This is a genomic window from Achromobacter sp. FW305-C-28 (assembly GCF_058783235.1).
The window spans coordinates 67,779-80,289 of the sequence record NZ_JBYSYL010000009.1; the positions used below are offsets into that span (position 1 = coordinate 67,779).

Here is a 12,511-nt window from a genome sequence, read left to right on the forward strand (position 1 = left end):
TTTTTGCCAGCCGCGGGGCTCATCGCGGGACGCGGCGGTATATAGGCAGTCTGGTACCGCTGTTCGTGAACATAAACACGCGCCGCTCGCATGGCGCCAAGGGAATACGATGAAAGCATTTGCCGCGATCTCGGTCGCCGCCGCCCTGCTCGGCAGCGCCGCCGCCCACGCCGAAGGCCCAAGCCGCCTGGACAAGATCCGCGAAACCGGCGTAATCACCATCGGCCACCCCGAGACCTCGGTGCCGTTCGCCTACCTGGACGGCAACCAGAAACCGGTGGGCTATACCGTCGAGATCTGCCAGGAAATCGCCCAATACGTCAAAACCGCGCTCAAGCTGCCCAAGCTGGACGTGCGTTACAACCCCACCACTTCTGCCACCCGGATCCCGTTGCTGGCCAACGGCACCATCGATCTGGAATGCGGCAACACCACCAATAACCTGGAACGCCACAAGCTGGTGTCGTTCGCGCCCACCACGTTCGTGGCGCAGGTCGTGCTGGTGGCCCGCAAGGATGGCGGCGTGGACCCGAACAACCTGGCCTCGTTCCGGGGCAAGTCGATCGCGGCGCAGGCCGGCGGCCAGACGTTCAAGCTGATCTCGCGCCTGAACGCCGAGGGCAGCCTGGGCATCACCATGGCGCCCACCAAGGATACGGCGGAAACGCTGCTGATGGTGGAGTCGGGCCGCGCCGCCGGTTCGGCCAATGACGACGGCATCGCCTACGGCGCCGTGGCCTCGGCCAAGAACCCCGACGTGTTCGTGATCGGCACCAAGGGCCTGGAACTGGCGCCCTACGGCATCATGCAGCCCAAGGACGACACCGCCTTCAAGAAGGTGGTGGACGAGGCCGTGCTGGAACTGATCAAGAATGGCCGCGTCGCGGCGATCTATGAGAAGTACTTCAATTCGCCGATCCCGCCCAAGAACATCAACCTGAAGTACCCGATGAGCGACGCGCTCAAGCGCGCCCTGGCTCATCCGACCGACTCGGGCGACCCCAAGGCCTACGAGTAAGCCGGCCACGCCGCGGATGCCCCCTCGGGCATCGCGGCGATGTGCGGACAAGGCGCCGCCTGCCGGCGCCTCCTTTCAGTTCTACAGGTCCCGAAGCATGAATTACAACTGGAGCTGGAGCGTCTTCCTGGAGATGTCGCCCGACGGCGTGCACACCTTCCTGGAGACCATCCTGATCGGCGTGGGCTGGACCCTGGCGCTGGCGCTGACGGCATGGGTGTTCTCCCTGCTGCTCGGTTCCTGTCTGGGGGTGCTGCGCACCGCGTCGTCGCGCGTGGCCAATGCCGTCGGCGCCACCTATGTCGAGATTTTCCGCAACGTGCCGCTGCTGGTGCAGATGTTCCTGTGGTATTTCGTGCTGCCCGAGCTGCTGCCGCATGCCTGGGGGCTGGCGATGAAGCAGATGCCGCAGCCCTGGGGCCAGTTCGTGCCGGCGGTGATGTGCCTGGGGTTCTATGGCTCGGCGCGCGTGGCCGAACAATTGCGCGCGGGCATCCAGTCTCTGCCGCGCGGCCAGTTCCAGGCCGGCACGGCGCTGGGCCTGACCGAAGTGCAGGTGTACCGCTACATCATCCTGCCCGAGGCCTATCGCATCGTGCTGCCTCCGCTGACTTCCGAGTTCATGGGCACAGTCAAGTATTCGTCGGTGGCGTTGACCATCGGCCTCCTGGAGCTGACGGGTCAGTCCCGTTCCATGGCGGAATTCAGCTTCCACATCTTCGAGGCCTTCTCGGCCGCGACGGTGATCTACCTGATCCTGAACGGCATCGTCGTGCTCGGCATGCGCATGCTTGAACGCCACGTGGCGGTCCCCGGCCTGATCGGCGCGGCGGCCAAGAACGGTCGCTAGGGGCAGCCATGGGCAAATTCGATTTCGACGTCATCGGCAGCGCGCTGCCGTACCTGTTCCAGACCGGCATGACGTTCACGCTGACCCTCACGCTGCTGGCAGCGGTGATGGGGCTGGCGCTGGGCACCCTGCTGGCGATGATGCGGCTGTCCCGCCACAAGATCCTGTCGGTGCCGGCGGGCATCTACGTGAACGTGATGCGTTCGGTGCCGCTCTTGCTGGTGATCTTCTGGTTCTATTTCCTGGTGCCGTATATCGCGGCGTGGATCGTCGGTTCGCCCACGCCGCTGCGCGTGGGGGCATTCAATTCGGCGGTTGTGACGTTCACGCTGTTCGAGGCGGCGTACTTCTGCGAAATCATGCGCGCCGGCATCCAGTCGATTGCCCGCGGCCAGGTCTCGGCCAGCATGGCGCTGGGCCTGAACCATTGGCAGGGCATGCGCTACGTGATCCTGCCGCAGGCCGTGCGCAACATGGTGCCGGCGTTGCTGACGCGCGTCATCATCCTGTTCCAGGACACGTCGCTGGTGTATGTGTTGTCGTTGACCGACTTCCTGGGCGCGGCGTCCAAGATCGGCCAGCGCGACGGCCGGCTGGTCGAACTCTATCTCTTCGTGGCGGTGGTGTATTTCGTGATCTGCTTCACGGCATCCCGTCTGGTCAAACGGCTGGAAAAGCGCGTCCGGGTGCTGCGCTAGGCGCCCCGGGTTATCCACAGGTCCAACGATGCAACTTTCTTCGAACCCTCCGATGATCGAGATCCGCCAGGTCAGCAAATGGTATGGCGCCTTCCAGGTGCTGGACGACTGCACCACTACCGTCGGCCGCGGCGAGGTGGTGGTGGTGTGCGGCCCGTCGGGCTCGGGCAAGTCCACCCTGATCAAGACCGTGAACGCGCTGGAGCCCTTCCAGAAGGGCGAGATCATCGTCAACGGCATTGCGGTGGGTGATCCCCGCACCAACCTGCCCAAGCTGCGTTCGGTGGCCGGCATGGTGTTCCAGCATTTCGAGCTGTTCCCGCACCTGACGGTGACGGAGAACCTGTGCCTGGGCCAGGTCAAGGTCTTGAAGCGCGGCAAGGACGAGGCCCGCGCGCGGGCGCTGACGCTGCTTGAACGCGTGGGCCTGTCGGCGCACAAGGACAAGCACCCCGGCGAACTGTCGGGCGGCCAGCAGCAGCGCGTGGCGATCGCCCGTGCGCTGTCGATGGACCCGGTCGTGATGCTGTTCGACGAACCGACTTCGGCGCTGGACCCCGAGATGGTCAATGAAGTGCTGGACGTGATGACCGACCTGGCCGGCGACGGCATGACGATGATGGTGGTGACCCACGAAATGGGGTTTGCCCGTCGCGTTGCCGATCGGGTGATCTTCATGGACGGCGGCAAGATCGTCGAAGACTGCGTCAAGGACGAGTTCTTCGGCAACGTAGACGCACGTGCTCCTCGCACGCGCCAATTCCTTTCCAAAATTTTGCAGCACTGATAGTCATGACCCAGCGGATCTCCGTCGACCCATCCCGCGCACTTGTCGACCTGCGCAGCGACACGGTGACCCAGCCCACCGCCGAGATGTACGAGCGCATGCGAACGGCGCCCATCGGTGACGACGGGCTGGATGGCGACCCCAGCGTGCGTGCGCTGGAAGCCCACGTGGCGGCATGCCTGGGCAAGGAAGCCGGGCTGTTCGTGCCCAGCTGCACCATGGCCAACCTGTTGGCCGTGCTGGCGCAGACGCAGCGCAATGAACAGGTGGTGCTGGAATCGGCCGCGCACATGTACACATCGGAACGGGGCGCGGCCACCTTCACCGGCCTGTTCTACCAGGGCGTGCCCGGCACCGACGGCGCCATGGACCTGAACCGCCTGGAAGATGCGCTGCTGTCCGGCGGTCACAAGCTCAAGACCTCGCTGGTGGCGATGGAAACCTCGCACAACAACGCCGGCGGCACGGTGCTGCCGCTGGATCACATGCAGGCCGTCTACGGCATGGCGCATGCCGGTGGCATCGCGGTGCACCTGGACGGCGCGCGCATGTTCAACGCCGCGGTGGCGCTGGGCGTGGAACCCATCGAGATCGCGCGCCATGCCGACACGGTGTCGCTGTGCCTGTCCAAGGGCCTGAGCGCGCCGGTGGGCGCCGTGCTGTCGGGGCCGCGCGCGGTGATGACGCGGGCGCGCACGCTGCGCCGCATGTTGGGCGGCACGCAGCGCCAGGCCGGCATCATGGCCGCGGCCGGCATGGAAGGCGTGCAGCACATGGGCGCCCGTCTGGGCGAAGACCATGCCCGCGCGCGCCGTCTGAGCGACGGGCTGAACCGGCTGGACCCGGTGCTGTCGGCGACGGTGCCGCAGACCAACATCGTGCAGGTCGAAACTGCCGACACCGGCATGACCAATGCGCACTGGGTGACGGCGCTGGAAGCGGCGGGTCTCCTGACCCGTCCGTGGGGCCGCACGCGGCTGCGCTGCGTGACCCATCGGCACATCGATGACGCCGGCATCGATGCCGCGATCGACGCCTTCAAAAAGGTGCTTTCCAGCCGCTGAAATCGCCTTTGGAGAGGGCTGGCGATGCGATAATGACGCATGTCCGCGACCCACCTCTCCAGGAAAGATTATCTCTGCGCTTTGGCGGTAGTGGTGATCTGGGGCCTGAACTTCGTCGTCATGAAGTTCGGCCTGAAAGGCCTCTCTCCCATGATGCTCGGCGCGCTGCGGTTTGCGCTGGCGGCATTTCCCCTGGTGTTGTTCGTGCGGCCCCCGCGGCTGCCTTGGCACTGGATCGCGGCCTACGGCCTGGTGCAGGGGCTGGGCCAGTTCGGCCTGCTGTTCACGGCGCTGAAATTCGGCATGCCGGCGGGCATGGCCTCGCTGGTGATCCAGACCCAGGCGTTCTTCACGCTGCTGCTGGCCGCGCCCGTGCTGCACGAGCGCGCACGCAGGCACCACTGGATCGGGCTGGGCGTGGCCGCGTTGGGGTTGGCCGTCATTGCCGCCGGCCGCGGCGAGGGCCCGGGCCAGATGACCATGCTGGGCTTCACCCTGACCCTGGGCGCCGCATTCATGTGGGCGGTGTCGAACATGATCGTGCGGCTGGCCAGCCGCAAGTCGCCCGGCTACGACCCCTTTGCGTTCATTGCCTGGAGCAGCGCCGCGCCGGTGCTGCCCTTCCTGGCGCTGGCGGTGTGGGCGGATGGCTGGGAACCTGTCGTCGGCATGATCACCGGCATTGGCTGGAGCGAAGCCCTTTCCGTGCTGTACCTGGCGGTGCTGGCGACGTTGCTGGCCTACACGCTATGGACCCAGTTGCTGACGCGCCACCCCGCCGCCAAGATCGCGCCGTTCTCATTGCTGGTGCCGGTGGTGGGCCTGTGGGCGGCGTCGGCGGCCTTTGGCGAGCAGTTGCAACCCCTGCAATGGCTGGGGGCGGGCGGCGTGTTGGCGGGCCTGATCGTCAACCAGGTTGGCGGGCGCTGGCTGCGCAACCGCTGATCGCCCACGGTGGCCACCTGACCGGCGCGGGCCTCGCGTCCGGTTCATCCTTTTGCTTCGCGCTCTCCACCCCGCTTTCGGATGACGGGGCGGCTGTTTTTCGCGCGGCGCCTACAGCTGTTCGAAATGGGCGTAACGCTTGTCGGTGAATTCCCGGCGCGTGATGATCTCGGCCACATAGGCGCCCGGCGGGCCGCGGCGCAGCCATTCCAGCATGTGATCCACCTGGTCGGGCGTGCCCTGCACCAGCGCTTCCACCGTGCCGTCCAGCATGTTCTGCACCCATCCCCGGGCGCCCAGCAGGTGTGCGCGCCGCACGGCGGCATGGCGGTAGCCCACGCCCTGGACGGTGCCGCTGACGGTGACATGAACGGTTTCGATATGGCTGTCGGAATGAGGGTCTTGCATGGAAATTTCCTTCGGATGATGCGCCGCAGGCACCGGCGCATTAGGCGCTTCCGGCTACGGCGGATGGTCGATAGGCCCTCTGGGCATCGAAGCGATACGTTAGAGCACATGTCAAAACGTGCCAACGGGACCACCCGCAAGCAAAGCTTGGAGAAGCCATTATGGAAGAGACCAGTTTGTTGTCGGAAGCAGAAACAGCGCGCTATCGAGACCAGGGTTACCTGGCCCTGCCGGACATGTGCCCGCAGGATGAAGTGGGGTACATCCGGCGCACGCTGCTGGACCTGTTCGCGAACAAGACCGGCTACAACGAGGGGGCCCAATACGACTTCATCAGCCGTGACGACCCATCCAAGCCGGCCAAGTTTCCCAGTTTGCACGATCCGCGCCATTATGCCCCGGGCCTGCTGAAGACGAGCTATCACGAGCGCACGCTGGAACTGGCGCGCCAGCTGCTGGGCGAGGATGCCGCGCTGTATGGCGAACACGCGCTGCTCAAGCCGGCCTTGAACGGCCCCGAAACGCCGTGGCACCAGGACGAGGCGTTTCGCTCGCCCGACTTCGTCTACAACGAGCTGAGCATCTGGCTGGCGTTGCAGCCGGCCACGCTGGAAAACGGCTGCATGCAGTTCATTCCCGGCTCGAACAAGGGCGACGTGCTGGAACACCGCTCGCCGGGCGGTGACAAGACGCTGCATCCGCTGGAATGCTGCGCCGATTTTCCGCGCAGCCAGGCCGTGGCCGAACCGCTGCAGCCGGGCGGCTGCACCGTGCACGATGCTCGCACGCTGCATTTCACGGGCGCCAATACGTCGCCGCAGCCGCGGCTGGCGTACATCCTCATCTACAACACGCCGCCGGTCTACAAGCCGGGGCGGCGCGAATTCCCGTGGCTGGAGGGGCGCTGGACCGACAGCCAGACACGCAAGAAGGAATGGCACCGCCGCGGCGGCCTGGCGGTGGACGTGCTGCGGCGCCTGCCGGGGGCGCGCCTGACCAGCCCGCGCTGGGTGGCATGGGCCACGATACGCGCGGTCAGCAAGGTCTGGCCAAGGTAACGCGAGCGGCGGCAAGAGGCCCGGGCGAGGCCTGTAAACAAGGGGAAATCGGGGCCGGCAAGGGGCGCTTGCCGGCCCCGGCGCGTATACTGGGCGGCGCCGCAGGGCGTCGCCGCCTTGCGCGGACGGCGGGTGCGCATCGATGCGCGGGGCGTTCGCGCAGCAGGCAGGCCGCTCTGGGACTGCGTCCCTCTTCTCCCAGAAAAATAACCATGACCGCTAATCTCTCCACGATCACCTGCATCGAAGACCTGCGCGCTATTGCGCAAAAGCGCGTGCCGCGCATGTTCTACGACTACGCCGATTCGGGCGCCTGGACGGAAGGCACGTACCGCGCCAACGAAAGCGATTTCCAGAAGATCAAGCTGCGCCAACGCGTGGCCGTGAACATGGAAGGCCGCTCGTTGCGCACGACGCTGGTGGGTCACGACGTGGTGATGCCGCTGGCCATTTCGCCCACGGGCCTGACGGGCATGCAGCATGCCGATGGTGAAATCCTGGCGGCCAAGGCGGCGGCAGACTTCGGCGTGCCGTTCACGTTGTCGACGATGAGCATCTGCTCGCTGGAAGACGTGGCCGCGGCCACGGGCAAGCCGTTCTGGTTCCAGCTGTACGTGATGCGTGACCGCGAGTTCGTGGCCAACCTGATCGACCGCGCCAAGGCGGCCGGCTGCACGGCGCTGGTGCTGACGCTGGACCTGCAGATCCTGGGCCAGCGCCACAAGGACATCAAGAACGGGCTGTCGACGCCGCCCAAGCCCACGATCCGCAACCTGATCAACCTGGCGACCAAGCCGCGCTGGTGCATGGGCATGCTGGGCACCAAGCGCCGCACGTTCGGCAATATCGTGGGCCACGCCAAGGGCGTGAGCGACCTGTCGTCGCTGTCGGCATGGACGGCAGAGCAGTTCGATCCGCGGCTGAGCTGGGACGACGTCGAATGGATCAAGCAGCGCTGGGGCGGCAAGCTGATCATCAAGGGCATCCTGGATGTCGAGGATGCGCAGTTGGCGGCCAATAGCGGGGCCGATGCGCTGATCGTCAGCAACCATGGCGGGCGTCAGCTGGATGGCGCGATGTCGTCGATCGCTGCGTTGCCGGGCATCGCGGATGCGGTGGGCTCGAAGATCGAGGTCTGGATGGATGGCGGGGTGCGCTCCGGCCAGGACATCTTGAAGGCCGTGGCGCTGGGCGCGCGCGGCGCGATGATCGGGCGGGCATTCCTGTACGGCTTAGGCGCCTATGGGCAGGACGGCGTGCGCCGGGTGCTTGAGATTCTGTACAAGGAAATGGATACGACGATGGCGCTTTGCGGGCGTCGCAGCATCGAGGTGGGGGATCGGAGCATCTTGCTGCCTGGGACCTATCCGGTCTGAGTTCTGTTGGGCTGTCTAGGCCGGGGGAGTCGCTTAGCGCGACTTGCTCGGCCTTTGTTTTTTGTTGGCGGGGATTGCTTCGTAGGCCGCCCGGTGCGGGTGGTGCACACGTGGCGCGCGCCAACGATTGCGGTCCGGCGCGCGGGCGCCGGACTGCCCCTTCGTCATTCTCGTCCGCCTTCGGCTCCCTTCGAATTCCCTCGGGCGCATCGACGGCGCGCGCCACGTGTGCACCACCCGCCCCGGGCTACGGGTGTGGAGAAATGGGGCGCTGCCAGGCCGGGGGATGGGGGAGAGGGTTGCGTCGCCCGCTCAGACCGGCCGCGCGGGCGGCCGGGTCTGAGCTTACGCAGTGTGTTGCGTCGTGACGGGGTTCGCTGCGCGCTTGCGCGGCGTTGCTTCGCTCGCCTGGAGTGGGCGCGGTGACGGTAGTCAGCTTGTGGCTGGCGCGTGGGTCGATTTCCCTTTACTCGCGGTTGCCCGTGCCCAGGAACTGGCTGGGGCGGCGTAGCGCGGGGTCGAAGGGGTTGAGTTGGGCGCTGATGCCGGCGGCTTCTCGGCGCAGGATTTCCACGATCAGGGGGAGGCGTTCGTCGCTGATGCGTTCGACGGGGGCGGCGACGCTCAGGGCGGCGACGGTGACGCCGTTGGGGTCGTGGACGGGGACGGCGAGGCCGGCGATGTTGGGGAAGACGCCCTGCCCTTTGCTGCGGGCGTATTGGAGTTCCAGGCATTCCTTGATGCCGACGCGCATGGAGATTTCGTCGACGAAGCCCAGGTGGTGCAGGCGCGGGATGTTGAAGCGCAGGACCTCTTCGCGTTCGGCGGGGGGCAGGTTGGCGAGCAGGACGAGACCGCCCTGGCCCAGGCCCAGGGGCACGCGGCCGCCGATGTCGCCGGTGTGTGAACGTACCGGGAAGGCGCCGTCGATGCGGTCCAGGCAGACGGCGTCAAAGCCGCTGCGCACCAGCAGGAAGACGGTGTCGTTGAGCATGCCGCACAGGCGCAGCATGGCGGGGCGGTAGATCGAGCGCAGGGTGGACTGGTGGTTCCCGGCGGCGGCGGCCAGCGAGAAGAAGGCGACGGTGAGTTGGTAACCCTTGCTGTTGGCAGGCTGCTCGACCATGCCTTCCTGCACCAGCCCTTGCAGCACGCGGTGAACGGTGGCCTGCGCCTGGCCGGTGCGGGTGGCGATGTCGGTCAGGCGCAGTTTTTCGCCCTTGGCGTCGGCCAGTACGCGCAGCACGGCAAAGGCGCGTTGCAGGACGCCCTGGCCGCCGGCGTCTTCGTTGGTTTCTGATTTCTTCATTGTTCAATTCCGATAATCAAAATATCTAGCTGTATTTTTATCAGTAAATTCGGTTAGTCGGAAATAACTTTAAGAAAATTCGATTCTTCGGAAAACCCTAATTGACCGCCCTTTTCGGCGACTCCTAGACTGCCTCATCGAATGCGCGGCGGAAGTCCGGCTGGGCCGGCGGGTCTGCGCACCGCTCCATATCGGGCCACGGGGTTGGACTATGTCATTTTTGCGGTTGGATAACGTCTCGAAGAATTACGGCGACCTGCGGGTCGTGTCGGATCTGAACCTGGCGGTCGAGAAAGGGGAATTCGTGTCGTTGCTGGGCCCGTCGGGCTGCGGCAAGACGACCACGCTGCAGATGATTGCGGGCTTTGCCGACGTGACTCGGGGCGCGATCACGCTGGATGGCCGCGACATCACGCACGCCAAGCCCAACACGCGTGGCCTGGGCATCGTGTTCCAGAGCTATGCACTGTTTCCGCACCTGACGGTGGCGGACAACGTGGCCTTCGGGTTGAAGATGCGCAAGGTGGCGCGTGCCGAGCGCCTGGAGCGGGTGCGCGAGGCGCTGGCCCTGGTCAAGCTGGACAAGCACGCGGCCCGCTTTCCGCGCGAATTGTCGGGCGGCCAGCGTCAGCGGGTGGCGCTGGCGCGTGCGCTGGTGATTCGCCCGCCGGTGCTGCTGCTGGACGAGCCGCTGTCCAACCTGGACGCCAAGCTGCGCGAAGACATGCAGTTCGAGCTGCGCAGCATTCAGAAGAAAATCGGCACGACCACGGTGATGGTGACGCACGACCAGGCCGAGGCGCTGTCGATCAGCGACCGGGTGGTGGTGATGCAGGAGGGTCGCGCGACGCAGGTGGATGCGCCCTATCGCATGTATGAACATCCGCAGACCGAATTCATCTCGCGCTTCGTGGGCAAGACCAATCTGTTGCCCGGCCGCGTGACGCGCTGTGGCGAACAGGCCGAGGTGGAAACGGGCGCGCTGCGCGTGCTGGTCGATGGCACGGGCCTGCGCCATGGCGACAGCGTGCAGCTGTCGCTGCGGCCGGAAAAGCTGGTACCGGTGGCGGCGGGCCAGGGCAAGCTGGCCTGTGTGGTCAGCACGCGTTATTTTCTGGGCAGCCAGTGGATGTATGACCTGGATTCGCCGGTGGGCGCGCTGACGGTGCTGACGCCCAACGACGGTCGCCGGCCGCACGAAGATGGCGACGCCATCGGGCTCGACTGGGCCGAGGGCGTGCTGCGTGTGCTGCGCGCACCGGCCGTGGCCGAAGAGGCCTGACATGGCGACGCTGACCCAACCCGGCGCCGCCAGCGCGCCCAAGCCGCGCACCGACGGCCTCCTGGCCATCCTGGGCTCGATTCCGCTGGCCATCGTGTTCCTGACGCTGGTGCTGACGCCGCTGGCGCTGACGTTCGTGCTGTCGTTCCGGCCGTTCGACTACGGCGCGGGCATCCTGCCGGGGCACACGTTCGAGCACTACCTGGCGGTGGTGACCGACAGCTATTTCCTGGAGATCTTCTGGCGCACGTTCTGGATCGCGGGCGTCACCACCTTGATCTGCGTGCTGATCGGCGCGCCCGAGGCCTACATCCTGTCGCGCATGGGCAAACCGTGGCGCTCGATCTTCCTGCTGGTGGTGCTGTCGCCCTTGTTGATCTCGCTGGTGGTGCGCGCGTTCGGCTGGAGCATGCTGCTGGGACCTGGCGGCGTGATCGGCCGTGCGGCGGCCGCGGTGGGCCTGGGGCCGCTGCTGTACACGCCCACTGCCGTCATCATCGGCCTGGTGCACGTGATGCTGCCGTTCATGGTGATTCCGGTCTGGACGTCGTTGCAGAAGCTGGACCCGGCCGTCGAGCATGCCGCGCTGTCGCTGAATGCCTCGCGCTTTCAGACGCTGCTGCGCATCGTGCTGCCGCAGGCGATGCCGGGCATTCTGTCGGGCAGCCTGATCGTGTTCGGCCTGTCGGCCAGTTCGTTCGCGATTCCCGCGCTGCTGGGCGGACGCCGCCTGAAGATGGTGGCCACGGTGGTCTACGACGAGTTCCTGACCGAGCTGAACTGGCCGCTGGGCGCGGCCATCGCGATCGTGCTGCTGGTGGTCAACGTGATCATCATGATGGCCTACAACCGCGTGGTGGAACGCTCTTACCGCCGCAGCCTGGGCTGAAGGGGACACGATCATGCAGAAGAACGGTCCTATCGCGCTGGCGTTCAATTTCCTGGTGGTGGCGTTCGTGCTGGCGCCGCTGGTCATCGTGTGCCTGGTGGCGTTCACGCCCGAGTCGACGCTGACGGTGCCGACCACGCAGTTCTCGCTGCGCTGGTTCCGCGCGGTGTTCGAGCACCCCAATTTCATGCAGGCTTTCCAGAACAGCCTGTGGCTGGCGTTCCTGTCGGCCAGCATCGCCGTGTGCCTGGCGGTGCCGGCGGCGATTGCCATCACGCGCTACCGCTTTCCGGGGCGCGATGCGCTCAATGGATTGTTCCTGTCGCCGCTGATGATTCCGCACCTGGTGCTGGGCGTGGCGCTGCTGCGCTTCTTTGCGCTGCTGGGCATGACGGGCAGTTTTCCGTGGCTGGTGTTCAGCCACGTCGTGGTCATCACGCCCTACGTGATGCGGCTGGTGATCGGCGCGCTGGTGGGCTTTGACCGTTCGATCGAGCACGCGGCGCTGTCGCTGGGCGCCAGCCGCGCCACGGTTTTTTTCCAGGTGACGCTGCCGCTCATCATCCCCGGCGTGTCCGGCGGCTGGCTGCTGGCGTTCATCAACAGCTTCGACGAACTGACCATGTCGGTGTTCATCACCGCGCCGTCGACCATCACGCTGCCCGTGCGCATGTACATGTACGCCACCGAATCGATCGATCCGATGATGGCGGCCGTGTCGGCGCTGGTCATCGGCCTGACCGCGGTGACCATGCTGCTGCTGGATCGCGCCTACGGGCTGGATCGGGTGCTGGTGGGGCAGAAATGAATTGCATGCCGGACGCGGG

The 12,511-nt window shown here is 66.0% G+C and carries 13 protein-coding genes; 11 read left to right on the top strand and 2 right to left on the bottom strand.

All coding sequences use genetic code 11. The features are described from left to right. The first annotated feature begins 109 nt into the window (after positions 1-109). The 6 genes from AC3WMR_RS21135 to AC3WMR_RS21160 all read left to right on the top strand — a co-directional run bounded on the left by AC3WMR_RS21135 (position 110) and on the right by AC3WMR_RS21160 (position 5,362). Positions 110-1,018: an amino acid ABC transporter substrate-binding protein gene (locus tag AC3WMR_RS21135; RefSeq protein WP_175217683.1), complete on the top strand. Its 909-nt coding sequence runs from the start codon at positions 110-112 to the stop codon at positions 1,016-1,018. Positions 1,019-1,115: 97 nt separating this feature from the next. Continuing rightward, the gene (locus tag AC3WMR_RS21140; RefSeq protein WP_492264806.1) at positions 1,116-1,868 is read left to right on the top strand and encodes an amino acid ABC transporter permease; all 753 of its coding nucleotides are present in this window, start codon (positions 1,116-1,118) and stop codon (positions 1,866-1,868) included. Between the two features lie 8 nt (positions 1,869-1,876). Continuing rightward, entirely contained in the window at positions 1,877-2,566 is a 690-nt protein-coding gene (locus tag AC3WMR_RS21145; RefSeq protein WP_025140422.1) for an amino acid ABC transporter permease, read from the top strand. A gap of 52 nt (positions 2,567-2,618) precedes the next feature. Then, positions 2,619-3,353 (top strand): amino acid ABC transporter ATP-binding protein, encoded by a 735-nt coding sequence (locus AC3WMR_RS21150; protein WP_025140423.1) that lies wholly within the window; start codon positions 2,619-2,621, stop codon positions 3,351-3,353. 5 nt (positions 3,354-3,358) lie between these two features. Then, a complete protein-coding gene (locus AC3WMR_RS21155) occupies positions 3,359-4,417 on the top strand; it encodes a threonine aldolase family protein (protein ID WP_492264807.1) in 1,059 nt (352 codons plus the stop codon). A 39-nt stretch (positions 4,418-4,456) separates the two neighbouring features. Next, on the top strand, positions 4,457-5,362 hold the full coding sequence (locus tag AC3WMR_RS21160; RefSeq protein ID WP_492281587.1) for an EamA family transporter: 906 nt from the start codon (positions 4,457-4,459) through the stop codon (positions 5,360-5,362). Positions 5,363-5,473: 111 nt separating this feature from the next. Here AC3WMR_RS21160 and AC3WMR_RS21165 read toward each other — a convergent pair whose 3' ends face one another. Beyond that, positions 5,474-5,770, bottom strand: a complete 297-nt coding sequence (locus AC3WMR_RS21165; RefSeq protein ID WP_175192282.1) for an acylphosphatase — start codon at positions 5,768-5,770, stop codon at positions 5,474-5,476. A gap of 161 nt (positions 5,771-5,931) precedes the next feature. Between AC3WMR_RS21165 and AC3WMR_RS21170 the strand changes: the two genes are divergently transcribed. Together AC3WMR_RS21170 and AC3WMR_RS21175 are read left to right on the top strand one after the other, a co-directional pair. Next, complete coding sequence (locus AC3WMR_RS21170; protein WP_025140427.1) at positions 5,932-6,828, top strand: phytanoyl-CoA dioxygenase family protein; 897 nt, start codon at positions 5,932-5,934, stop codon at positions 6,826-6,828. Positions 6,829-7,040: 212 nt separating this feature from the next. Beyond that, positions 7,041-8,204: an alpha-hydroxy acid oxidase gene (locus tag AC3WMR_RS21175; RefSeq protein WP_025140428.1), complete on the top strand. Its 1,164-nt coding sequence runs from the start codon at positions 7,041-7,043 to the stop codon at positions 8,202-8,204. A 466-nt stretch (positions 8,205-8,670) separates the two neighbouring features. On the opposite strand, the gene AC3WMR_RS21180 is transcribed toward AC3WMR_RS21175, so the two are convergent. Further along, the gene (locus tag AC3WMR_RS21180; protein WP_492264809.1) at positions 8,671-9,513 is read right to left on the bottom strand and encodes an IclR family transcriptional regulator; all 843 of its coding nucleotides are present in this window, start codon (positions 9,511-9,513) and stop codon (positions 8,671-8,673) included. A gap of 211 nt (positions 9,514-9,724) precedes the next feature. Between AC3WMR_RS21180 and AC3WMR_RS21185 the strand changes: the two genes are divergently transcribed. From AC3WMR_RS21185 to AC3WMR_RS21195, 3 genes are read left to right on the top strand one after another with little or no spacing between them, the layout of a single operon-like run. Next, positions 9,725-10,795, top strand: a complete 1,071-nt coding sequence (locus AC3WMR_RS21185) for an ABC transporter ATP-binding protein (RefSeq protein ID WP_492264810.1) — start codon at positions 9,725-9,727, stop codon at positions 10,793-10,795. A gap of 1 nt (position 10,796) precedes the next feature. Further along, positions 10,797-11,684, top strand: a complete 888-nt coding sequence (locus AC3WMR_RS21190; RefSeq protein ID WP_175192277.1) for an ABC transporter permease — start codon at positions 10,797-10,799, stop codon at positions 11,682-11,684. A 13-nt stretch (positions 11,685-11,697) separates the two neighbouring features. Further along, positions 11,698-12,492 (top strand): ABC transporter permease, encoded by a 795-nt coding sequence (locus tag AC3WMR_RS21195; RefSeq protein ID WP_025140432.1) that lies wholly within the window; start codon positions 11,698-11,700, stop codon positions 12,490-12,492. Positions 12,493-12,511: the final 19 nt, after the last annotated feature.

Excerpts from the sequence above, each read along its gene's own strand:
- AC3WMR_RS21180 (WP_492264809.1), bottom strand. The coding sequence starts at position 9,513 with ATGAAGAAATCAGAAACCAACGAAGACGCCGGCGGCCAGGGCGTCCTG.
- AC3WMR_RS21140 (WP_492264806.1), top strand. The coding sequence starts at position 1,116 with ATGAATTACAACTGGAGCTGGAGCGTCTTCCTGGAGATGTCGCCCGAC.
- AC3WMR_RS21195 (WP_025140432.1), top strand. The coding sequence starts at position 11,698 with ATGCAGAAGAACGGTCCTATCGCGCTGGCGTTCAATTTCCTGGTGGTG.
- AC3WMR_RS21135 (WP_175217683.1), top strand. The coding sequence starts at position 110 with ATGAAAGCATTTGCCGCGATCTCGGTCGCCGCCGCCCTGCTCGGCAGC.
- AC3WMR_RS21190 (WP_175192277.1), top strand. The coding sequence starts at position 10,797 with ATGGCGACGCTGACCCAACCCGGCGCCGCCAGCGCGCCCAAGCCGCGC.
- AC3WMR_RS21160 (WP_492281587.1), top strand. The coding sequence starts at position 4,457 with ATGTCCGCGACCCACCTCTCCAGGAAAGATTATCTCTGCGCTTTGGCG.
- AC3WMR_RS21150 (WP_025140423.1), top strand. The coding sequence starts at position 2,619 with ATGATCGAGATCCGCCAGGTCAGCAAATGGTATGGCGCCTTCCAGGTG.
- AC3WMR_RS21165 (WP_175192282.1), bottom strand. The coding sequence starts at position 5,770 with ATGCAAGACCCTCATTCCGACAGCCATATCGAAACCGTTCATGTCACC.
- AC3WMR_RS21170 (WP_025140427.1), top strand. The coding sequence starts at position 5,932 with ATGGAAGAGACCAGTTTGTTGTCGGAAGCAGAAACAGCGCGCTATCGA.
- AC3WMR_RS21175 (WP_025140428.1), top strand. The coding sequence starts at position 7,041 with ATGACCGCTAATCTCTCCACGATCACCTGCATCGAAGACCTGCGCGCT.
- AC3WMR_RS21145 (WP_025140422.1), top strand. The coding sequence starts at position 1,877 with ATGGGCAAATTCGATTTCGACGTCATCGGCAGCGCGCTGCCGTACCTG.
- AC3WMR_RS21185 (WP_492264810.1), top strand. The coding sequence starts at position 9,725 with ATGTCATTTTTGCGGTTGGATAACGTCTCGAAGAATTACGGCGACCTG.
- AC3WMR_RS21155 (WP_492264807.1), top strand. The coding sequence starts at position 3,359 with ATGACCCAGCGGATCTCCGTCGACCCATCCCGCGCACTTGTCGACCTG.